This is a genomic window from Salegentibacter salarius, assembly GCF_900168265.1.
In the GTDB taxonomy this organism is placed as follows: domain Bacteria; phylum Bacteroidota; class Bacteroidia; order Flavobacteriales; family Flavobacteriaceae; genus Salegentibacter; species Salegentibacter salarius.
In genome coordinates this window covers 65,358-88,692 of the sequence record NZ_FVZF01000008.1, presented here as the reverse complement: position 1 = coordinate 88,692, position 23,335 = coordinate 65,358, and the positions used below count along the sequence as shown (strand labels likewise).

20 protein-coding genes are annotated in these 23,335 nt (G+C 38.0%); 17 read left to right on the top strand and 3 right to left on the bottom strand.

From position 1 onward, the window contains the following. Positions 1 to 7 precede the first annotated feature (7 nt). The 5 genes from B5440_RS06575 to B5440_RS15435 all read left to right on the top strand — a co-directional run bounded on the left by B5440_RS06575 (position 8) and on the right by B5440_RS15435 (position 7,498). On the top strand, positions 8 to 1,657 hold the full coding sequence (locus B5440_RS06575) for a family 16 glycosylhydrolase (protein ID WP_070055423.1): 1,650 nt from the start codon (positions 8 to 10) through the stop codon (positions 1,655 to 1,657). A gap of 122 nt (positions 1,658 to 1,779) precedes the next feature. Beyond that, positions 1,780 to 4,056 carry a beta-glucosidase BglX gene (gene bglX / locus B5440_RS06570; RefSeq protein ID WP_070055422.1) on the top strand — a complete coding sequence of 759 codons (2,277 nt, stop codon included), beginning with the start codon at positions 1,780 to 1,782 and terminating at the stop codon, positions 4,054 to 4,056. A gap of 1 nt (position 4,057) precedes the next feature. Next, complete coding sequence (locus B5440_RS06565) at positions 4,058 to 4,816, top strand: glycoside hydrolase family 16 protein (protein ID WP_070055421.1); 759 nt, start codon at positions 4,058 to 4,060, stop codon at positions 4,814 to 4,816. Between the two features lie 182 nt (positions 4,817 to 4,998). Beyond that, on the top strand, positions 4,999 to 7,089 hold the full coding sequence (locus B5440_RS06560) for a response regulator (RefSeq protein ID WP_159447422.1): 2,091 nt from the start codon (positions 4,999 to 5,001) through the stop codon (positions 7,087 to 7,089). A gap of 166 nt (positions 7,090 to 7,255) precedes the next feature. Beyond that, positions 7,256 to 7,498 (top strand): hypothetical protein, encoded by a 243-nt coding sequence (locus B5440_RS15435; protein ID WP_141728153.1) that lies wholly within the window; start codon positions 7,256 to 7,258, stop codon positions 7,496 to 7,498. Here B5440_RS15435 and B5440_RS06555 read toward each other — a convergent pair whose 3' ends face one another. Continuing rightward, a complete protein-coding gene (locus B5440_RS06555; RefSeq protein WP_070055419.1) occupies positions 7,499 to 8,086 on the bottom strand; it encodes a riboflavin synthase in 588 nt (195 codons plus the stop codon). 145 nt (positions 8,087 to 8,231) lie between these two features. Here B5440_RS06555 and pdxA point away from each other — a divergent pair, with 145 nt between their 5' ends. From pdxA to B5440_RS06510, 9 genes are all read left to right on the top strand, one after another. After that, the gene (gene pdxA / locus B5440_RS06550; RefSeq protein WP_070055418.1) at positions 8,232 to 9,278 is read left to right on the top strand and encodes a 4-hydroxythreonine-4-phosphate dehydrogenase PdxA; all 1,047 of its coding nucleotides are present in this window, start codon (positions 8,232 to 8,234) and stop codon (positions 9,276 to 9,278) included. A 96-nt stretch (positions 9,279 to 9,374) separates the two neighbouring features. Continuing rightward, a complete protein-coding gene (locus B5440_RS06545; protein ID WP_070055449.1) occupies positions 9,375 to 9,914 on the top strand; it encodes a YceD family protein in 540 nt (179 codons plus the stop codon). 9 nt (positions 9,915 to 9,923) lie between these two features. After that, positions 9,924 to 10,121, top strand: coding sequence for a 50S ribosomal protein L32 (rpmF, locus tag B5440_RS06540; protein ID WP_037318365.1), 198 nt, complete (start codon positions 9,924 to 9,926; stop codon positions 10,119 to 10,121). A 176-nt stretch (positions 10,122 to 10,297) separates the two neighbouring features. After that, the gene (locus tag B5440_RS06535; RefSeq protein ID WP_070055417.1) at positions 10,298 to 11,293 is read left to right on the top strand and encodes a beta-ketoacyl-ACP synthase III; all 996 of its coding nucleotides are present in this window, start codon (positions 10,298 to 10,300) and stop codon (positions 11,291 to 11,293) included. Positions 11,294 to 11,313: 20 nt separating this feature from the next. Further along, a complete protein-coding gene (gene accB / locus B5440_RS06530) occupies positions 11,314 to 11,826 on the top strand; it encodes an acetyl-CoA carboxylase biotin carboxyl carrier protein (RefSeq protein ID WP_070055416.1) in 513 nt (170 codons plus the stop codon). A gap of 54 nt (positions 11,827 to 11,880) precedes the next feature. After that, the gene (accC, locus tag B5440_RS06525; protein WP_070055415.1) at positions 11,881 to 13,233 is read left to right on the top strand and encodes an acetyl-CoA carboxylase biotin carboxylase subunit; all 1,353 of its coding nucleotides are present in this window, start codon (positions 11,881 to 11,883) and stop codon (positions 13,231 to 13,233) included. Positions 13,234 to 13,486: 253 nt separating this feature from the next. Further along, positions 13,487 to 14,602, top strand: coding sequence for an NAD(P)/FAD-dependent oxidoreductase (locus B5440_RS06520; protein ID WP_070055414.1), 1,116 nt, complete (start codon positions 13,487 to 13,489; stop codon positions 14,600 to 14,602). After that, complete coding sequence (gene mtgA, locus B5440_RS06515) at positions 14,599 to 15,270, top strand: monofunctional biosynthetic peptidoglycan transglycosylase (RefSeq protein WP_070055413.1); 672 nt, start codon at positions 14,599 to 14,601, stop codon at positions 15,268 to 15,270. Before B5440_RS06520 ends, mtgA begins: the two co-directional genes overlap by 4 nt. A gap of 123 nt (positions 15,271 to 15,393) precedes the next feature. Further along, positions 15,394 to 15,846 (top strand): transcription elongation factor, encoded by a 453-nt coding sequence (locus B5440_RS06510; RefSeq protein ID WP_070055412.1) that lies wholly within the window; start codon positions 15,394 to 15,396, stop codon positions 15,844 to 15,846. Between the two features lie 400 nt (positions 15,847 to 16,246). Here the strand turns inward: B5440_RS06510 and B5440_RS06505 are convergent, their stop codons facing one another. Then, entirely contained in the window at positions 16,247 to 17,215 is a 969-nt protein-coding gene (locus B5440_RS06505) for an ABC transporter ATP-binding protein (protein ID WP_070055411.1), read from the bottom strand. A gap of 54 nt (positions 17,216 to 17,269) precedes the next feature. After that, positions 17,270 to 18,316 carry a ferredoxin--NADP reductase gene (locus B5440_RS06500; protein ID WP_070055410.1) on the bottom strand — a complete coding sequence of 349 codons (1,047 nt, stop codon included), beginning with the start codon at positions 18,314 to 18,316 and terminating at the stop codon, positions 17,270 to 17,272. Positions 18,317 to 18,507: 191 nt separating this feature from the next. Between B5440_RS06500 and B5440_RS06495 the strand changes: the two genes are divergently transcribed. From B5440_RS06495 to porW, 3 genes are all read left to right on the top strand, one after another. Further along, the gene (locus tag B5440_RS06495; RefSeq protein ID WP_070055409.1) at positions 18,508 to 19,989 is read left to right on the top strand and encodes a DUF5687 family protein; all 1,482 of its coding nucleotides are present in this window, start codon (positions 18,508 to 18,510) and stop codon (positions 19,987 to 19,989) included. A 12-nt stretch (positions 19,990 to 20,001) separates the two neighbouring features. Further along, on the top strand, positions 20,002 to 20,727 hold the full coding sequence (locus tag B5440_RS06490) for an ABC transporter ATP-binding protein (RefSeq protein WP_070055408.1): 726 nt from the start codon (positions 20,002 to 20,004) through the stop codon (positions 20,725 to 20,727). Between the two features lie 90 nt (positions 20,728 to 20,817). Continuing rightward, positions 20,818 to 23,328, top strand: coding sequence for a type IX secretion system periplasmic lipoprotein PorW/SprE (gene porW, locus B5440_RS06485; protein WP_070055448.1), 2,511 nt, complete (start codon positions 20,818 to 20,820; stop codon positions 23,326 to 23,328). Positions 23,329 to 23,335 lie beyond the last annotated feature (7 nt).

Here is a 23,335-nt window from a genome sequence, read left to right as displayed (position 1 = left end):
CATAAAAATGAAAAATATATTTAAAACAAGTCTTGCGGTACTTTCGCTGGTTTTTTTCAGCGCCTGTTCCAACGACGATTATGATATAGGTGATATTACCACACCTTCTAACCTTAGTGTTACCGCTGAAGTGGTAGGGCAAACTGAAGAAATGCCTAATGGCGACGGTAGTGGCGCGGTAAGCTTTACCGCCAGCGCCGATAACGCCATGACCTACAAGTTCATTTATGGCGATGGTTTTGAAGAAGTTTCTGCTTCTGGAGAAACCACCCATAGTTTTAACGAGAACGGTGTAAACGATTATACGGTAACAGTTGTGGCATCTGGTACAGGGGGAGCTTCCTCGAATATGACCACCACCGTAACTGTTTTTAGTAACTTTAGCGATCCTGAAACTAAAGAATTACTTACCGGCGGAAGTTCGAAAACCTGGTATGTAGCAGCTTCACAGCCAGCTCACCTTGGTGTAGGGCCAAGCGCTGGAGAAGGATTTACGGCTCCTATATATTATGCAGCTGCTCCTTTTGAAAAGGCCGGCGCAGATGTTAGTTCTTGTTTCTATACCGATGAAATGACGTTTAGCCTGAACGAAAATGATAATATAATTTATAATTACAATAACAATGGGCAAACCTTTGTAAATGTAGCTTACACGGGTGATTTTGGTGGAGATGGTTCTGAAGACCAATGTCTTGATTTTAGTAATACTGGAGACTTTAGTGCTTCTCTTTCTCCTTCAACTTCTGGGTTGCCGGAAGATGCTACTACCGGTACGGTAATTAATATCGCTGGTGGTGGAACGATGAGCTATTATGTAGGTTCAAGTTCTTACGAAGTTCTTAATATTACACCAACAACAATGGATGTTAGGGTAATACCGGGTAACGATCCTGCTTTGGCGTGGTATTTAAAATTCACTACTTCCCAGGATGAAGAAGAAGAGGAAGAGTTTGAGAGCCAGTTTAATACCGAGATCTGGTCAGATGAGTTTGAGGGTGATGCCCTTGACACCGATAACTGGAACTATGAAACTGGTAACGGTAGCAATGGCTGGGGTAATAATGAAGCTCAGTTTTATACCGATGAGCAGGATAACGTAAGAGTTGAAAATGGAAACCTTGTCATAACAGCAAAGAGAGAAGCTGAGAGTGGTTTTGATTTTACTTCTGCTAGAATAACCACTAAAGATAAATTCGAATTTACCTTTGGTCGTGTAGAAGTTCGTGCAAAATTACCTGCAGGAGGAGGAACCTGGCCTGCAATCTGGATGCTTGGCGCTGCATTTCCTGAAGAATCCTGGCCCGGAGTTGGCGAAATAGATATTATGGAATTTGTAGGAAACGATCCTGATAGAATTTCATCTGCCTTACATTTCCCCGGAAATTCAGGAGGAAATGCTATTGTAGGTGACACAGAAGTTTCTGACGTAACCTCAGAATTCCACATATATGAAGTTGAATGGACCGCGGAAAAAATTACTTTCCTAATGGATGGTGAGCCGCATCTTGAGTTTGATAATAATGATTCAACTCCCTTCCAGAGCGACTTTTATTTACTGCTAAATATTGCCATGGGAGGAACCCTTGGAGGAGATATTGCTGATGATTTTCAAGAGTCTACTATGGAAGTGGATTACGTGAAAGTTTACCAGGAATAATATTATTTTAAAAATCAGACTGCCTGATTACTATGTAATTTTTACGGTTGAAGATAATTTGTTTGTAGGCCACAAACTTAATTACCCCACATAGTCCAGGCAGTTTTTTTATGCTCCAAAAAATGAAAAAGCGTTATCTGTTAGGTGTTTTCCTGTTGAGCTGTTTTATAGCAAAAGGGCAGGATTCAACCATAAAAAGTTCGGTTAAAAATGTAGAAGCTAAAGTAGATTCGGTTTTAGCATTAATGACCCTGGAAGAGAAAGTTGGACAGCTTGTTCAATACAACGGTAGCTGGGATCTTACGGGCCCGGCTTCTGAAATGAATAACAAACAAAAGGAAGAAAATCTTAAAGCCGGTAAAGTAGGCGCTATGCTAAATGTGCTTTCGGTAGAAGCTACCAGGGAGGCACAGAAGTTGGTGATGGAAAATTCTCGGCTAAAGATTCCTTTAATGTTTGGTTATGATGTAATACACGGGTATACTACTATTTTCCCTGTGCCGCTGGCAGAAACAGCTAGTTGGGACCTGGAAGCTATGGAGAGAACAGCAGAAATTGCTGCAGTAGAATCTGCGGCTAATGGGGTTAACTGGACCTTCTCGCCTATGATAGATGTCTCTCGAGATGCGCGTTGGGGAAGAATTATGGAAGGATCTGGTGAAGATCCTTATCTAACCTCTAAAGTAGCGGTTGCCAAAGTAAAAGGTTATCAAAGTAATGATCTTGCCAATCCGCGTAGTATAGCTGCTACGGCAAAGCATTTTGCAGGTTACGGTTTTGGAGAAGCAGGAAGGGATTATAATACCGTACATATTGGAGAGAACGAACTTCATAACACCATTCTTCCGCCTTTTAAAGAAGCTGCCAAAGCGGGCGTTGCTACCTTTATGAATGCTTTTAATGATATAGATGGTACTCCAGCCACCGCACATAAAACCCTTCAGCGAGATATCTTAAAAAAAGAATGGGATTGGGATGGTTTTGTAGTTTCAGACTGGGGTTCTATTCCAGAAATGATCGCCCATGGATTAGCGCGTGATAAAAAGCACGCAGCCCAAATTGCTTTAAATGCAGGTAGCGACATGGATATGGAAGGTGGTGCTTACGAGTCTAGCCTGGTAAGCCTTGTAGAAGAAGGAAAAGTAAGTCAGGAATATATAGACGATGCGGTAAAACGTGTTCTTCGTGTAAAATTTAAACTAGGACTATTTGATGATCCTTATTTATATTCTAATCCAGAGCTTTTAGAGAATATTTCTTTTGAAGAGCATAAAAATGTAGCTCGAGATGTAGCTAAAAAATCTATTGTTCTGCTAAAGAACGAAAATGATTTGCTTCCAATTCAGGATTCGATCAAAAAGATCGCTGTTATTGGTCCATTAGCTGATGATAAGGATACGCCTATTGGAAACTGGAGAGCGCAGGGAGAGGCTAACTCGGCTGTTTCTTTACTGGAAGGTTTAAAAAACAATATGAATGAAGATGTAGAAATTAGCTATGCTAAAGGTGCAAATCTTGGTATGGGGGAAAGAAGTTTTTTAATGCCCTTAAAGATTAACGAAACCGATACATCTGGATTTCAGGAAGCTATTAATAAAGCTTCTGAAGCAGATTTGGTAATTATGGCACTTGGTGAAGATGCATTTCAAACCGGTGAAGGAAGAAGCCAGGTAGATGTTGGTTTAGCTGGCGTTCAGCAAGACTTACTTGAAGAAATTCGCAAAGTGAACAAGAATATTGTTTTGGTGCTTATTAACGGTAGACCAATGGAGATCACGTATGCTTCAGAAAATATTCCGGCTATAGTGGAAGCCTGGCAATTAGGTTCAGAAAGCGGAAATGCTATTGCCGATGTTTTACTGGGAGATTACAATCCTTCAGGAAAACTTCCGGTTTCATTCCCCAGAGCTGTAGGTCAGGAGCCTCTTTACTATAATCAAAAAAGTACGGGACGACCTTCTAACCCTACCCACGTGACTTATTCCGGATATACCGATGAGAAGAAAGACGCACTTTACCCTTTTGGATTTGGCCTTAGTTATACCTCTTTTGAATACGGCGATTTGACAATTTCTGAAGAAGAATTTACTCCTGGCAGCCCTATTGAAGTTAGCTTTAGTCTTAGCAATACTGGTGAAAAGGAAGGTAAAGAGATCGTTCAGTTATATATAAAAGACATAGTAGCGAGTACTACGCGCCCAATTAAAGAACTTAAAGGTTTTGAAGCGGTAAGCCTAGCTCCTGGAGAAACAAAGACCGTAACTTTTGAAATTAATGAAGAAATGCTCCAGTTTTATACTGCCAATGAAAAATGGGAGTCTGAGGCCGGTGAATTTGAAGTTATGGTTGGCGGAAATTCTAGAGACCTTCAAACAGTTAAGTTCAGTTTAAAGAAATAATATGAAGAAGAGAAGTATAATATCAGGCCTTTTCCTATTTGTAGGTCTACAGCTTGCTGCACAGGAATTGATTTGGGAAGAAAATTTTGAAGGTGATTCCCTAAATATGGAGAACTGGAGCTACGAAACCGGTGACGGCTGTCCCGATCTTTGCGGCTGGGGAAACAATGAGCGCCAAATTTACAGCGAAGATTATGTAGCTGTAAAAGATGGGAATTTAGTAATTACCGCCGATAAGGTTGGAGATGCTTATTACAGCGGAAAAGTAAACAGTAAGGATAAGTTCGAGTTTCAATATGGAACTGTTGAGGTTAGAGCTAAGTTGCCCGATGGGCACGGACTTTGGCCTGCAATCTGGATGCTAGGTAATAATATAAATGAAGTGGGTTGGCCTGCTTCAGGTGAAATTGATATTATGGAATTTGTAGGCAGGAAACCTGATACTATTCATAATGCGTTGCACACACCGGCAAGCCACGGCGATACTGAAAATATTGAGACTACTCGAATAGAAAATGTAACTTCAGATTTCCATGTTTTTAAAATGAATTGGACTGAAGATGCAATAACCTTCTATATAGATGGTGAGAAAACCTATACGTTTTCACCATCAGAAAAAAATGAAGAAACTTATCCTTACAGGCATCCGTTTTATTTTTTACTGAATCTTGCAGTAGGTGGTAATTTTGGTGGACCGGAAGTGGACGATTCCATTTTTCCAAAGCAATTTTTAATAGATTATGTAAAGGTTTATAAATAAAAAAGGTCAATTACTGAATTTTTTGACTTGGCCCTGTAGATTTAGGTTTGCAGGGTTTTTTATTTTCATTTTTAGCTATTTTTAGAGATAGGAAATATAGTTCTTGATTTTCAGTAAATTCACGGTTAATACCATTCTAAGGCTTCCTTTTTTAATATATTTGCCATTCATAAATGCCCCTTATGAATATTACTAGTACTGAAGATATTAAGGAAATAAAAAGGCTTCAAACCTTGCTATCCTACAATATTTTAGACACTCCCTACGAAGAGGATTTTGATGAATTAGCGCAGCTCATTGCGCTTATTTGCGATGTGCCAATTGCTGTTATCTCTATGATAGATGATAAAAGACAATGGTATAAAGCAAAGGTGGGTATAGATGGGAACGAAACCCCTAAAGAAGAGACCTTCTGCCAATATACCGTATTGCAAGATGAACTTCTTGAAATATCTGATGCTTTGTTAGATGAACGCGTTAAGAATAATCCTTATGTAACTTCAGAAAATGGAATTCGGTTCTATGCCGGAATGCCATTAAAGGCCGAAAACGGTTCCAATATTGGGACGGTATGTGTGGTTGATGGTAAGCCGAAAGAACTAAACGACCGGCAAAAAAAAGCATTGAAATTGCTTACAAGGCAAGCTATGCACCTTATAGAAGTTCGCCAGAAAAATAAAAGCCTGGGGGCCGAATTGAATAGTATTCTTGAGAAAAAAATAGAGCAGACCCAAAGGAAACTTGAGCTCAAGGAAATTGAGAATAAAGACCTAATGAAGGCGGTTAAAAACTCTAGCGGAGTTGTAGAATTTAACCCAGATGGCACAATAATTTCCATAAATAAGAATTTTGAAGAGGTTTCCGGTTACTCTGAAAGTGAACTCTTGGGCAGTCATCACAAAATGCTAATTACCCCAGAGGATTATGCAGAAAGCCACCGATTATGGAGATCTTTAGGCCAGGGCATATTTAAAACCGGCCGGGTGCGCAGAATACACAAAGACGGATCGGAATTTTATTTACAGGCGAGTTATAATCCTATCCAGAATCTTGAGGGAAAAGTGATAAAAGTGGTAAAGATTTCCCAGGATATTACCAAAGAAATTGAGGCCGCTATATCACTGCAAAAAGCCAAAGAAATGGCTGAAAATCTCAATGAACAAAAAGACAATTTTATCGCCAATGTGAGTCACGAGATTAGAACGCCGATTCACGCAGTGCTTGGATTCACAGATTTGCTCTTGGAGAATGAAGAAGATAAGCATAAGATTAATTACTTAAATGCGGTAAAAATTGCCGGGGATTCCCTGTTGTTTATTGTAAACGATATTTTGGATCTTTCAAAAATGGAAGCTGGTTTATTGCAAATAGATAAGGATGTTTTTAATGTTAGAGATGTAGTTAGCAGGGTTTTTTCAATTTTACATCTTAAAGCACACCAAAAGAAAATTGAATTTGAACCCTTTGTTAGTAGGGATGTTCCAAAACTATTGATAGGTGATAAAAACAGGCTATCCCAAATACTTATTAATCTTTTAGGAAACGCAATAAAATTCACCACAGAGGGAAGCGTAAGGCTGAAAGTGACTGTAATGAAGGACATTTCAGGAAAAACGGTATTGAATTTTAAAGTTTCAGACACCGGAATTGGAATTCCGCAGTATAAATTAGATACTGTTTTTCAACGTTTTTTACAGGCAGAAGAAACCACCTCGCAAAAATACGGCGGTACCGGCCTCGGACTTAATATCTCCAGGCAGCTTATAGAAAAACAGGAAGGAAGTATTGAGGTGAAGAGTGAGCATGGGAAGGGAACCGATTTTATTTTTGATATTCCTTTTGAGAAACCTTTGGAACAGGTTGAAATTTCCCAGGCTGCGGCAGACGAGATTTCTCAGGATTATAAGGGTAAAATACTGGTTTGTGAGGATAGTGAATTAAACCAACGCCTGGTAAGAGCTATTTTAAAGCGTAAAGGCTTAAAGGTAGATGTGGCCTCAAATGGCGAAAAGGCACTTTCGTTTTTAAGAGAGAAAAGCTACGACCTTATTTTTATGGATGTACAAATGCCGGTTAAAAATGGTTATGAAACTACTAAAGTTATTAGAGATCAATTAAAACTATCTATGCCTATTGTTGCGTTAACAGCAAATTTTATGGCGGCTGAAAGACAAAAATGCAGAGAGGTAGGAATGGACGATTATTTAGCAAAACCATTTGAAAAGAAACAGTTATTTGAAAAAGTTGAAAAGTGGGTTAATATAAAAGAATAGTATAAAGCTGAGTGAAATTTAATGAAACAAAGTTGGAAAGAGATTCATCTTAATACCGTATCAGTACATGTTAATGTAAAGCGAATTTTTGTTATATTTATAAAGTGTTGCCCCCACACAAAACCATCTTACCTATTTTTACGTTATATAACCCAAACCAAAGTTTTTGGGAGATAATATTATTGTGGTACATTACGCACGAATTATGAGGGAGAAACGAAATTATTGTAAATATATATTTGTGGTAATACTCTTATTAAGTGTTCGGGTAGTTATGGGACAGGAAAATCCTCCGGAACCCACTCCTCTACCTCCTCCTCCTCCCGGCCTTCCTATAGATTTTGGAATTTCGGCCTTAATCGCTGCCGGTTTGGGATTGGGGATTCATAATATTAGAAATAAGAAATAATTACTTTAATTCCTGAATACGCTTTACATATTTTCCTATTACATCAAATTCCAGGTTTATAACATCTCCTTCTTTAAAATATTTAAAGGTAGTATGCTCGTAGGTATAAGGAATTATAGCCACGCTAAATTCGTTCTTCTTTGAATTCACCACAGTAAGACTCACGCCATTTACCGTAATAGATCCTTTTTCTATGGTGATATTCTGCAAAGTAGTATCATATTCAAAAGTGAATTCCCAACTCCCGTTTTTCTCCTGTACTTTTTTACAAACTGCTGTCTGGTCTACGTGTCCCTGTACAATATGACCATCAAGTCGGTCACCAAGCTTCATTCCACGTTCCAGGTTTACCGGTGAGCCTTCAGCTAAATTCTTCAAATTCGTTTTTTCCAGGGTTTCGGCTACTGCAGTAACGGTATACTCGTTATCATTAATTGAAACCACAGTTAGACAAACGCCATTATGCGCTACACTCTGATCTATTTTTAATTCTGGCGTCATTGCTGCTTTTATGCTGAAATGCATATTTCCACCTTCCGGGTTGATGCGGCTTATTTCTCCTACTTCTTCAATAATTCCGGTAAACATATCTTTGGATTATTCTTACATTTGTGATGTAAAAATAGAAATAAACAGGGGAAGTTTAATGAAATATCCAGGAACAAATTTAGATTTATACCTGGGTTGAGATTGATAAAAGTCGTAGAATAGCTAACCCAAATAATTTGAGCAGATGAAGCACGCAGAAAAGGTGAAATTAGGAATAAGTATAGGAGATTTGAATGGAATTGGTAGTGAAATAGTGCTTAAAACCTTTGATGATTCCCGAATGCTGGATTTTTGTACACCGGTTATTTTTGCTTCTACCAAGGTGCTTACTTTTTTAAAGAAGCAATTTAATCTTTCTTTAAATTACCAGGGCATAGATGATGCCTCTAAGGCGATTGACGGAAAAATCAACGTGGTGAATGTCTGGAAAGAAGGCGTAAATATTAATTTTGGGGAAGAAGATCCAAAAATTGGAGAATATGCATTTAAATCTTTGCAGGCTGCTACAACTGCACTTAAGGCAAATGAAATAGATGTTTTGGTTACCGCACCAATTAATAAACATAGCATCCAGTCGGCAGATTTTAATTTCCCCGGGCATACCGATTATTTGGCAAAAGAACTGGAAGGCGAAAGCCTTATGTTTATGATTACCGATACCCTGAAAATAGGTTTGCTTACAGACCACGTGGCTCTAAAAGATATCGCGAACACCATCACTCCTGAACTAATTGAAAAGAAACTGAAGATTATTCAGGAAACTTTAAAGCAGGATTTTAGAATCCAGAAACCTAAAATAGCCGTTTTAGGTATAAATCCTCATAGCGGGGATAATGGGGTGATTGGAAAAGAAGATGAAGAAATCTTAAAACCAACGCTTCAGAAATTACGCGATAAAGGCGATCTGGTTTTTGGTCCATTTTCAGCAGATAGTTTTTTCGGCTCAAAGAATTATGTGAATTTTGATGCGGTAGTGGCTTCTTACCACGATCAGGGCTTGATTCCGTTTAAAACTCTATCTTTTGGAAACGGAGTTAATTTCACCGCAGGATTGAGCAAGGTGAGAACTTCGCCAGATCACGGTACCGCTTTTGAGATAGCCGGCACTAATTCGGCAAATATTAATTCATTTAAAGAAGCTGTTTTTCGTGCTATAGAAATATATAAGTGCCGCGAAGAATATAAGGAGCTCACTAAAAATCCTTTAAAGAAACAGGGTAAAAAGTTATAAACAAAAATTTGTTTATAACAGCGCTCTAATTTATTAATTTTTATATATTTGCACCCGCCTAAGCAGAAGCTGCTCGGGCAAGAAACTGATGATGAGATGAGGAATTTAGCAGCGTATACGATCCCTTTTGTAGGGTTAAAGCTGGGAAAACACCAGTTTGAATACGATATTGATAATGAGTTCTTTGAGCATTTTGAGTACGACGATCTAAACAGTGCCAATGTAAAAATTGATTTGTTGTTGGAGAAAAAAACAACAATGATGGAGCTTACTTTTGAAGCATCCGGTTCTGTAAACGTAAATTGTGACATTACCAATGAGCCATACGACCAGCCAATTGATGGAAGTTTGTTTTTGGTTATAAAATTTGGGGATGAGTTTAATGATGAAAATGAAGATTTACTAATTTTGCCGCACGGTGAATTTGAGGTAAATATTCAGCAATATATTTACGAACTTATTGTGCTGTCTATACCATTGAAGAGGGTTCATCCCGGAGTAGAAGACGGAACTTTAGATTCAGAAGTACTTGATAAACTTGAGGAATTAAGTATTAATAATAACGAGAATAAAAATGATGAGGATGAAATAGATCCTCGCTGGGATAAATTAAAAAACTTATTAAACGATAAATAACAGCAAGCCATGGCACATCCAAAGAGAAAAATCTCTAAAACAAGAAGAGATAAAAGAAGGACACATTATAAAGCTTCGGTACCAAAAATAGCTACAGATCCTACAACAGGAGAAGCTCATTTATACCACAGAGCACACTGGCATGAAGGTAAATTATATTACCGAGGCCAGGTATTAATTGATAATACTGAAGAAATAGAAGCTTAATTTAATATAGAGCTTTAACTTTTATAAAAACTCTCACCTCGTGGGAGTTTTTTGTTTTAAGTTGAATAAGTGCTAAAAAGGCCTTAATTTGCACGCCCAGTCAAAGAAAAATTAGTACTTTTCTTTAGATATTTTTGCGTTTTTATAAGCGTAGAAGGGGTTTAAAAGTCAAATCTATGAATAAAATCACAGCAGCCATTACCGCTGTGGGCACCTATGTGCCCGACGATGTGTTGACCAACAAAATGTTGGAGAAGATGGTGGAGACCAATGACGAATGGATCTTCAGCAGAACCGGAATTAGAGAACGCCGAATACTTAAAGACCCTAATAAAGGAACTTCATACTTAGGAATTGAAGCAGCCAAAAACCTAATAGAAAAATCTAATCTAGACCCAAAAGAGATAGATTTGGTAATTCTTGCTTCTGTAACTCCAGATCTACCAGTAGCTGCTACAGGTGTACATATTGCTACCCAAATTGGCGCTACCAATGCTTTTGCATACGATCTTCAAGCTGCCTGTTCAGGATTTTTATATGCGATGTCTACAGCATCAGCCTATATAGAGTCTGGTCGCTATAAAAAAGTTTTGGTAATTGGAGCCGATAAAATGTCTTCTATAATTGATTATACCGATAGAACTACTTGTATTATCTTTGGTGATGGTGCAGGTGCGGTACTTATGGAACCAAATGAAGAAGGTCTTGGTTTACAAGACGAGATTCTTAGAAGTGATTCTATAGGAAGGGAATCTCTAAAAATAGAAGCTGGTGGCTCATTAATGCCTCCAACCGAAGAAACTGTAGCCAAAAAACTACATTATGTAAGACAGGATGGTAAAACCGTTTTTAAATTTGCGGTTTCTAATATGTCTAGAGTTAGTGAACAAATTATGGAGCGCAATAAATTAATGAATGATGATGTAGATTGGCTTGTTGCGCACCAGGCAAATAAAAGAATTGTGGGAGCAACGGCTCAGCGCATGGGACTTGATGATAAAAAAGTGCTTATGAATATTGAGCGCTATGGAAATACTACATCGGCTACTTTGCCTTTATTGCTTGGAGATTATGAAAAGCAATTCAAAAAAGGAGATAATTTAGTTTTTGCTTCATTTGGAGGCGGCTTCACCTGGGGAGCTACTTACTTGAAATGGGCATATAATTCTTAAAAAACCAACACCCTAATATTATGGATTTAAAAGAAATTCAGAATTTAATTAAGTTTGTGGCCAAGTCTGGTGCCAGTGAAGTAAAACTGGAGACTGGCGATGTAAAAATCACTATTAGAACAGGCTCAGACGAGAAAGAAACTATTGTTCAACAAGTGCCTATGGGTGGCCAAATGCCACAAATGCCTGCACAGCCACAACCGCAGCAACAACAGCAAGCGCCTGCTCCTTCACAGGAAAGTGCACAGCAGAGTAGTGATGATCAAAAATCGGCTGGTGAGGATAATTCAAATTATATCACGGTAAAATCTCCTATTATTGGAACTTTCTACCGCAAACCTTCTCCAGATAAACCAACCTTCGTAGAAGTTGGTGACTCGGTTAAAGAAGGCGATGTACTTTGTGTGATTGAAGCTATGAAACTCTTTAATGAAATAGAGAGCGAAGTTTCAGGAAAAATCGTAAAAGTACTGGTAGATGATGCCTCTCCGGTAGAGTTCGATCAGCCTTTATTCTTAGTAGATCCATCATAAATTACTGCCCATTTAGCTTAAGGTACTTTTTCCTGGGCCAAAAAAACAATAGGTATGTTTAAAAAAATATTGATTGCAAACAGGGGCGAGATCGCTTTGCGCGTAATTCGCACCTGTAAAGAAATGGGAATTAGCACAGTTGCGGTTTATTCTACTGCAGATGCTGAAAGCCTTCACGTAAGGTTTGCTGATGAGGCCGTATGTATTGGGCCTCCACCAAGTAATTTATCTTATCTTAAGATTTCAAATATTATCGCTGCCGCGGAAATCACTAATGCCGATGCAATTCATCCCGGTTATGGTTTCCTTTCTGAAAATGCTAAATTTTCAAAGATTTGCGAAGAGCACGATATAAAATTCATTGGAGCTTCTTCTGAAATGATTGCCAAAATGGGCGATAAAGCGACGGCTAAAGCTACAATGAAAGCTGCCGGAGTTCCCTGCGTACCAGGATCAGAAGGGATTATAAAAGACTTCACCGAATGTAAAAAGCTAGCTAAAGAAGTTGGCTACCCGGTAATGCTTAAAGCTACTGCCGGTGGTGGTGGTAAAGGAATGCGTGCCGTATGGAAAGAGGAAGATCTCCAGGCTGCCTGGGATTCGGCCAGACAGGAATCTGCAGCCGCTTTTGATAATAACGATATGTATATGGAGAAGCTTATTGAAGAGCCTCGTCATATAGAAATACAGGTTGTTGGAGATAGTAGAGGTAAGGCCTGTCATCTTTCTGAAAGAGATTGCTCGGTACAACGCCGTCATCAAAAATTAACCGAAGAAACTCCTTCTCCTTTTATGACCGATAGTCTCCGGGAAAAAATGGGAGAGGCCGCAGTAAAAGCTGCAGAATACATTAAGTATGAAGGTGCCGGTACAGTAGAGTTTTTGGTAGATAAACACCGAAATTTCTACTTTATGGAAATGAATACCCGTATTCAGGTAGAACACCCTATTACCGAGCAGGTAATAGATTACGATCTTATTAGAGAGCAAATTCTTGTAGCAGCAGGAGTGCCAATTTCCGGAAAAAATTATTTCCCGCAATTACACTCTATAGAATGCCGAATTAATGCTGAAGATCCCTATAATAATTTTAGGCCTTCTCCCGGGAAGATCACTAATTTACACGCGCCAGGTGGGCACGGGGTGAGAATAGATACACACGTATACAGCGGGTATATTATTCCGCCAAACTACGATTCTATGATCGCGAAATTGATCACTACCGCCCAAACGAGGGAAGAAGCTATCAACAAAATGAAACGTGCATTAGATGAGTTCGTGATAGAAGGTGTGAAAACTACCATTCCATTTCATAGACAACTTATGGATCACCCAGACTATGTTGAGGGGAATTATACCACTAAGTTTATGGAAGATTTTAAAATGAAACCACTCGAAGAAGATTAAGTTTCACCGTCATTCTGAACTTGTTTCAGAATCTAACATCTAGAATATTTATAAGACCTCACAGATTTCTAAACCTGTGAGGTCTTTTTTTATTTAAGCACTTTTCTTTAGTCACCCTGAATTTATTTCAGGGTCTAAGTTCTTGAAAACCTAAATGCGTTGAAAACTTAAAAAAAGATCAAATTATAGCGATTAGAGTTTTTATGTAGCCTCATTATTTATTTCGTATTTTCATTGAAAATTAACCAATTTCATGAACCTATCTTACTGGGAAACCAAAACCTGGTTTTCAAATATTGATTTTTGCATTGTCGGCAGCGGGATTACGGGTCTAAATTGTGCGTTAAACTTAAAAGCACGTTTTCCAAAATCTAAGATCCTGGTTTTAGAACGTGGCACCTTACCAAACGGAGCAAGTACAAAAAATGCCGGTTTTGCCTGTTTTGGAAGTGTTTCTGAGATCCTGGATGATCTAAATTCGCATTCTGAAGAAGAAGTCTTAAAACTTATTCAAAAGCGCTTAAAAGGCTTGAATTTGCTTCGCAAAAATCTGGGAGATAAAAATATAGGCTATAAGGAATATGGCGGTTACGAACTATTTACAAAAGAAGATCAGCTACTTTTCGAAGATTGTAAAGCAAAGTTGCCTGAACTCAATAAAATGCTGAAACCGGTGTTTGAAGAGGCCGTTTTTAGTATTCAAAAAGACAACTTCGGTTTTAGAAATATTCAGAAAAAACTCATTTTTAATCAATTTGAAGGACAATTAAATACCGGGAAAATGATGGAAGCTCTGCTACATAAAGTGCAGAAGGCCGGCATCAAAATTCTGAATAATATTACCGTAGAAGAATTCACCGAGACCAAAAATTCTGTAAAGATCAAAACTGATAAGTTAGAATTTTCAGCAAGTAAATTATTGATCGCCACTAATGGTTTTTCGAAAAAATTGGGAATTGCTCAGGTAAAACCGGCACGCGCCCAGGTATTGATCACCAAACCGATTAAAAATCTGGAGATCAAAGGCACATTTCATTTAGATAAAGGCTATTATTATTTCAGGAATATTGACGATCGCATTCTTTTTGGTGGTGGCAGAAATCTCGATTTTAAAACCGAAGAAACCACTGAAATCGCTCAAACGGAACTTATTCAGCAGAAACTGGAAGAATTGCTTAAAACCACAGTTTTACCCGAAACTTCCTATGAAATCGATCAACGCTGGAGCGGAATTATGGGCGTTGGAAAACAGAAAAACCCCATAGTAAAACAAATTTCAGAAAACGTAGTTTGCGGAGTGCGATTAGGCGGGATGGGCGTTGCCATTGGCAGTTTAGTAGGAAAAGAACTTTCAGAAATGATAGAATGATCAAGAAAATATTCAAATTTATCCTGAAACTGATAAGTGGTTTAATCCTATTTTCTATTTTTATGGTTTTGCTATATAAATGGCTTCCGGTACCATTTACCCCTTTAATGGCTATTCGATATTTTGAAAATCCTGAAGAAGAAATTCAACATTCATGGGTGGCAAGGCAAGATATTTCGAGGCATCTGCAACTTGGTGTAATTGCCAGTGAAGATCAAAACTTTGTAAAACATAATGGTTTTGATTTTCAGGCCATTGAAAAAGCGGTTGAGGATAATCAAAAAGGAAAGCGGGTTCGTGGTGCCAGCACAATTTCGCAGCAAACCGCAAAGAATGTGTTTTTATGGCCGGGGAGAAATTGGATTCGAAAAGGCCTGGAAGTTTATTTTACATTTTTAATCGAAACTTTTTGGAGTAAAGAACGAATTTTGGAAGTTTATCTCAATAGTATTGAAATGGGCCGGGGAGTTTACGGCGCAGAAGCTGCTGCGCAGCATTGGTTCAACAAATCGGCGGTGAATCTTTCTATTTACGAAGCTGCTGCTATTTCAGCTGTTTTACCGAATCCCAGGGAATACAAAGCAAATCCAGCCAGCAATTATATTAATCAACGAAAAAACTGGATTGTAAGGCAAATGCAGAATTATGGAAGATTTACTTTGGAATAAATTTTACAATAATTTTATTTATCGTCAATCTGAACTTGTTTCAGATTCTAACATCTTAGATCCTGAAATAAATTCAGGATGACCACTGAAAAAACTATTTGTGGCTTTTAGCTAAAAAATCTTATGAATTCAATAAAAGAAAAACTTTATAAAGCTTGCGAGGCTTATGTGGAAGAACGTATAAAACGTATTGAAGCTGCTATGACCGGACTTGAAAGTGATCTGGAAAACGAAACCAAAAGCAGCGCTGGCGATAAGTATGAAACCGGGCGGGAAATGATAAACCTGGAATGGAATAAACTGGCCGAACAGCTACAGCAATTTAAAAATCTTAGAAATACGCTTAATATTGCAAAAAGCAGAACTAACAACGGTTCCGCTCAATTGGGAACTGCTGTAAAGACCAATATGGCTAATTATTTTATCGCGATCCCGGCAGATCGTATTATTGTAGATGGCGATGAATATTTTGCCATTGGCGCCAATTCCCCGATCGCGCAATTATTGCTTCATAAAAAAGCCGGAGAAGAAATTACTTTCAATGGAAAAAAAGCTAAAATCCTAGAGGTGTTTTAAATTAAAATGATTAGCCACGAATACACGAATATTCTTATAAAATGGTTCCATACTTTTAAAGGAGAGCAAAGAATTTAGAGCAGCTGAAGAAAGGGGTGGTTGACGATACTAAAACAATGCGTCATTGCAAAGAAGGCACGACTGAAGCAATCTGCTCAACTGAAACTCACAAACTCTCATTCAAAAGATTACCGCGCTGCTGCGTCGCTCGTAATGACAATAGTAAAGAAGAAAAGAACAAGAAACAAGTTCAAACCTCTTCGGTCTGCGGACTTCTCTCCTTGAAAAAATTTCGTTTATCCCTGGCTAGTAGGCTTGGGTTTTTGGGCCATAATTTTATGTCTAACGGCTAATGACTACAGTCTATCGACTAGAATTATTCGTGTATTAGTGGCGAAACTTACTTTAACCTTGATTTGATTAATTTCTCTGAAACTTTCAGCTTGATTTTTTTTCCTTCTTTTAATTCCTGCGAATGATTAAAATACACAGTTTTTTTATTCAAACTGGCTTCAATTAGCCAGGTTTTGCCTTTAAACCAGGATTTTTTTACTGTTGCTTCTATTCCGGAAGTTTTGGAAAGCTTTATTTCTTCAGGGTAAAGAATTACTTTTTTTCGGCTGCTTTCATCTTCAACAAGATCCTTTAGCATTAGTTCATTTACATCGCCAAAAAGGGAAGCCACATATTTATTCGGCGGATTTTGATATAATTCCGCCGGGGAATTTTCAGCATAGATTTTCGCGTTTTTCAACACAATGGTTTTATCAGCGAAAGAAAGTGCATCGGTGCTATCATGAGTGGCAACTATACAGGCGATATTGTGGTCTTTTAAGTAAGCAAAAAGTCTTCGGCGTAAATTATTTTTCCTGAAATGATCTATATGGCTAAAAGGTTCGTCCAGCAAAAGCAATTCTGGTTGCTTGGCCAGTGCCCGGGCTAAAGCTACCCGTTGTTGTTGGCCGCCGCTTAAAAGTTTTGCTTTCTTATCGGCTAGCTCGGTCATTTCAACAACTTCCAGCAATTCTTTTATACGCTTCTTCTTTTTCTGTGGATATTGATTGCTGAGGTGTTTCCCAATATTATCTGCTGCGCTTAAAGGAAGCATGAGATCGAAATCCTGTGCCAGGTATTTAAAAGACGGCTCTCCCGGGACCAGGTTGAATTTTGGCCCTAATAATTCCTTTTCTCCCCAAAAAATCTCTCCATCGGTATGAAGCAAGCCGTAAATAAGTTTAAGCAATGTGCTTTTTCCGCAGCCACTTTCTCCAATTACCGAGAGATTTTCTCCTTTTTCAAGCTTAAAACTTATGTTTTTTAAAACCGGTTCTTCAGCATAGGCAAAGGAGACATTTTTGAGTTTCAGCATAAAATTGATTTGTTCTTAACAAGATAATCTTTTCAGCCTTTCTTGCCAAAGAAACTATACATCGTCGTAGTCTACTTTTAATTTTGGAGTTAGCGGTTGTGCCTGGCAGGTAAGGATTAGGCCTTCTTCGATCTCTTCATCGGTTAAGATCTGATTTTTACGCATTTCGGCTTTTCCTTCTACGATCCTGGCAATACAACTACTGCAAATCCCGCCCTGGCAGGAATATGGTACATCTAGATCGTGCTCTAAAGCGGCATCCAATACTGTTTCTTTGGTGTCCATCGAGAAAGTAGTTTCCTCATCGTCTACCATAATGGTAAGCTCGGTTTGGCCTTCTACATTGGTTTCTATAGCTCCTGTGTCTTCAGAAGTAAAGAGTTCATAAAGAATTTTGTCTCCGGTAACTCCATTTTCTTTTAAAACATCGCTTACCTGGTTGATCATTTCTTCAGGTCCACAGAGGTAGAAAGCATCAAAAGCCTGGTCTTTAAATTTATTTTTAACTACAAAATTCACCGTGCTGGTCTCAATTCTTCCGAAATGAGAATTGTCTTCCCTGGTGCGGCTATATACGAATTCAATAAAAAGCCTATCTGGGAATTTGGCTTGCAGTTCAAGTAATTCCTTAAAGAAAATAGTTTCTTCAGGAGATTTATTTCCGTAAGTAAGAACAAACCTGCTTTTAGGTTCTTCGGCTAAAACAGTTTTTATGATAGAAAGCACTGGTGTAATCCCACTTCCCGCGGCAAAGGCCGCATAAGTCCTGGCTTCACCGGTAGGTTTAAGTATAAATTTGCCTTCTGGTGGGTGAACTTCTAAAATATCTCCTGCAGTAAGCTTGTTATTTGCTATTACCGAGAATTTTCCGCCTTCTACCTCTTTTACGGTCACTTTAAATTCTCCCGAATTTGGTGCCGAACAAAGGGAATACGCACGTCTTAATTCTTCGTCGCCTAATTTTGTTTTTATCGTGATATATTGGCCAGCGTCAAACTTAAACTCTTCTTTTAAGTTTTCTGGAATATTAAAAGAAAAACTCACTGCCTGTGGGGTTTCCCTAATTACTTCTTTTATCTCTAATGGAAAAAACGTACTCATCAAAAAATTATTTTTGGCAAAAATACAAAGTATGTGAAATTAAAGAGTGTAACAAATGCCTAAATTTCTATACTTGTAAGGTAATCGATATTGGTAATATGGAGATGAACAATATTTTAGTCTAAACACTCCTTAGTTTTTGGGTAGATGCCAGTGCGTTTTAATCCCAATTACCGGGTAAATTATAAATTATGTTTAAACGATTTTTATGGTTAGAATGGAAATCTTTCTTCCGTTCTGCGAGTGTTGGGAAGAGTATTGGGTTAAAAGTCCTGCTAATTTTCCTGGCCTTATATTTTTCGGTGGCATTTCTTGCTTTGGGAATTGGACTCTATCCTTTATTGCAGGAATACTTTCCTGATCAGGATCCTCTACGGCTGGTAAATCGGTTTGTATTATTATGGCTGGTGTTTGAGCTTGGTTTTAGATTTTTTGTGCAAACCTTGCCGGTCCTAGACATAAAACCGCTTTTAAATTTACCAATTCACAGACGCAAAGCAGTGAATTTTGTTTTGAGCAAGTCTATGTACTCTTTCTTTAATTTCCTGCCGTTATTTATCATAATTCCCTTCGGAATTTTTTGCATCTACAAAGCCGATTATGGAACCTGGAATCTTTTAGGCTGGATGCTAGGCATGATTGCCATTACCCAATGTGTCAATTTTCTGAATTTTATTTTTAAAAAGAAATTTACTGATGATCTAAAGGCTTTAATTCCTGCTATTCTTACCGTGGTTGTATTATCGGCTCTGGAATATTTCAAGGTTTTTGAAATTAGTTTCTGGTTTGGGAAAATGTTAGATTTCCTGGTTCTTAACCCTTATTTGGTAATTATTCCTATAGTTCTGGCAGTAGTTCTATTTAAATGGAATCAACATAACCTGGAAAGTAAATTTTACCTGGATGCCGGTTTAAAGCAGAAACAAAAAGATGCCGATACAAAAGACTTTGGATGGACCAAAAAATTTGGAGCTCTTGCACCTTTTCTTCAGCAAGACCTAAAACTGATTTGGCGAAACAAAAGACCAAAAACCACAATTTATATGTCTTTTATTTTGCTGGGTTACGGGCTTTTTGTCTATCCTAGTGATATGTATGAACATTCAGTTTTTTATGTTTTTGTAGGAATTTTTATGACTGGTATTTTTATGATCAATTTCGGGCAATTTATACCATCGTGGGATGCTTCATATTATTCTATGATAATGTCGCAAAACATTCCTATGAAAGATTACCTGTCTTCTAAAGCGCTATTGCTTAGCTTTAGCGTAATAATACTGGCTATTCTTACTACACCTTATATTTATTTCGGCTGGAATATTTTATTGATAAATATGGTAGCCGCTATATATAATATTGGGGTAAATGTTCCTATTTTACTCTATTCAGGGTCTTTTAACAAAAAGAAAATAGATCTGGATAAAAGTCCGTTTATGAACTACCAGGGAACAGGAGCTGCACAATGGATTGTAGGGCTTCCGTTAATGTTTTTACCAATTTTAATATACTGGCTTTTAGACTTTTTTATAGGCTTTAAGGCGGCATTAATTGGTCTTTCAAGCTTAGGTATAATTGGCTTAGTTCTGCGCCCGCAGTTAATGGAATACATTGCGGGAGTTTACCGAAAAAGAAAATATGCAATGATTAACGGCTTTAAACAAACCGGTGAATAAAATTTTATAATTATGATAACAGCTACGAATCTTAGTAAAATATACCGCGGAACAAAAGTTCTAAATATAGATCACCTGGACATCCCAACAGGAGAAAGTTTTGGCCTGGTTGGAAATAACGGGGCCGGAAAAACAACTTTCTTCAGCTTATTGCTGGATTTAATTAAACCAACTACCGGTAATATTTTTAATCACGAGATCACGGTAAGCCAAAGCGAAGACTGGAAACCTTTTACCGCTTCTTTTATAGATGAAAGTTTTCTTATTGGATATTTAACCCCTGAAGAATACTTCTATTTTGTCGGCGAATTACGCGGTGCCAACAAAGCTGATATCGATTCATTCTTAGCCAATTTTGAAGATTTTTTCCACGGAGAAATTTTAGACCGAAAAAAATATTTACGCGACCTTTCTAAAGGAAACCAGAAAAAAGTTGGCATTGTGGCGGCTTTAATAGGAAACCCAAAAGTGGTGATCTTAGATGAACCTTTTGCCAATTTAGATCCTACCACTCAAATTCGCCTAAAAAAGATTATTAAAGAACTTACTGAAAACAGGGAAACTACGGTGCTAATTTCCAGCCACGATCTTATTCACGTGACCGAAGTTTGTGAGCGTATTGTAGTTTTAGATAAGGGCGAACCGGTGAAAGATATTAAAACTTCTGAAGCTACTTTAAGTGAATTAGAGAGCTATTTTTCGCGTGAAGTTGGCGCCACTCCGGTAGAAGAACTATAATGAATTGGTTTGCGTTTGCAAAAAGAAGCGTATTTTTGCACACTAAATAAGCTGATTTTTAGTTATAAAGCCATCGAGAAACGGTTAATTTTGAATATAATTACCAAACTTATTCTACTATTGCTCCTGGTGGGGAGCATCGCTGGCTGTTCACGCAAAAAGAACACCTTTGTAAATCGAAACTGGCACGCTGTTACTACAGAGTATAATACACTCTATAACGGCAATCTTGGCCTGGAACAGGGAAAGGAAGAGCTTAACCAAAACTACGCCGATAATTACTGGGATATTCTCCCCATTGAACGTATGCAAATTGATGAAAACATCGTTTTGCCCGATAGTGTTCGAAATCAGAATTTTGGTTATGCCGAAGAAAAAGCGGTAAAAGCGATTCAGCGTCACTCGATGCTGATAGAGGGGAAAGAAAGAAATCCGCAAATAGATGAAGCTTATTTATTGCTGGGAAAAGCCCGGTATTTCGATCAGCGTTTTATTCCTGCCCTGGAAGCTTTTAATTATATCCTAAGACGTTATCCTGCCAGTAATAATATTATTCACGCCCGTGTTTGGCGCGAAAAAACACATATGCGGCTTGAAAATAATCGTCTTGCCATCAATAATCTTAAAAAAGTGCTGGACCTGGAGTATCTGGAAGAGCAGGATATTGCAGATGCCAGTGCTACAATGGCCCAGGCCTATATCAATCTTAGACATTTAGATAGTGCGGTGGTTCCGCTAAGTAATGCTGCAGAGTTTACCGGTAAAAATGAAGAAAAAGGTCGCTATTTTTATATACTGGGACAGCTTTATAATCGTTTAGGGGAAACTGGGGAGGCTAATGCTGCTTTTGATAAGGTTATAGAGCTAAACAGGAAATCTCCCAGGATTTATATGATCAATGCTTACGTACAAAAGGCACGTAATTTTCAATTGGGGCAGGGAAATAATTATGAGTTGCGGGAAATGCTTCGGGAGCTGGAAGAAGACCGTGAGAACAGGCCGTTTTTGGATAAGATCTATTTTCAAATAGGAGAATATTATAATCGTTTAGATTCTACCGAAACTGCAGTAGATTATTATAAGAAATCTCTAAGAGAACCCGCCAGCGATATTTATCTGCGCTCTATCAATTATGAAATTCTTGCAAATATTAATTTCGACCAAAGCAATTATGTGTTGGCAAGCAAATATTTTGATAGTACCCTGGCAGAGATGGATCCTAAGCTTAGGGAATTTAGAACTATAAAGAAAAAAAGAGATAATTTAGAAGACGTTATAAAATATGAAGGCGTAGCTTACAAAAACGATAGCATCCTGCGGTTAAGCCAAATGACGCCAGCTGCGAAATTAGATTATTTTAAAGATTATACTTCCGGTTTGCGTGCCCAGTTAGAAGCCGATGATGCTAAAGCTGTATTGCCGGCAACTTTACCTGCGATAGCTTCAAACCAGCAAAATTCGGCTCGTACTTTTTATTTTTATAATGAAGCCAGAGTTCAACAGGGAAGGCAGAAATTTTTGAATCAGTGGGGAGATCGGCCGCTAGCCGATAACTGGCGTTGGGCAGAAGTGAATTTTGAAAACGAAGATGCGGTAGCAGAAGAAGCCGGGCTTTCACAACAGGTTTTAGATAATGATCCAAGGCTTGATCCTTATACTTATATAGATCAAATTCCGACCGATTTGGCGGTTTTAGATACCATAACCCGGGACAGGGATTTTGCGTATTATCAGCTGGGAATAATTTATAAAGAAAATTTCAGGGAATATAAAATGGCGCAAGATAGATTGGAAGCTGTTTTAGAAATGTCTTCAGATGAGCGCCTTATTTTGCCTTCCATGTATAATCTATATCAGATTTATCAAATCACAAATCAAAGTTTTAGGGCTGAAGAAATGAAGCAGGAAATTTTGGAAAAGTACCCAGATTCCCGTTACGCTGCATATATTTTAAATCCTGAAAGCATCCTGGAAGATGAGAATTCTCCAGAAGCAATTTACGCTGAACTTTATCGTGATTTCGAAGCGCAAAATTTCACGGAGGTGATTGCAGAAACCAATAAATATAGTTCTGAATTTGCCGGGGATGCAATTGTTCCTAAGCTGGAACTTTTAAAAGCCCAGGCCAGCGGTAGACTTTTAGGTTTAGAAGCTTATAAAAGCGCATTGAATCACGTGGCTTTAACTTATCCACAAACTCAGGAAGGAAAAAAAGCGCAGGAGATTTTAAATAAAACAATTCCGCAGTTAAGTGGTTTAGAATTTAATACCGATAGTCTTCAGCAAAATTATAAACTGCTTTATAGGTTTGAGGCTTCAGAAGAGGAAGTAGCTTTAGCCTTAAAAGAGAAGATAGCGGCAGCGATTTCAGAAATTAAGTACGATCATCTTTCGGTTTCCATAGATGTTTATGATCCGGAAGCCGTTTTTGTAATGGTACACGGCCTTGAAGATCTTAACAGGGCAAAAGGTTTTGCTGAGTTACTTGAAATTAATGAAGATTATTTAGTCGAAAAAGAACCAATCGAGATTTCAACAGAAAATTATAGAATTGTACAAATTCAGAAGAATTTAGAGGAATACCCGCAACCGATCAATTAAGATTTTT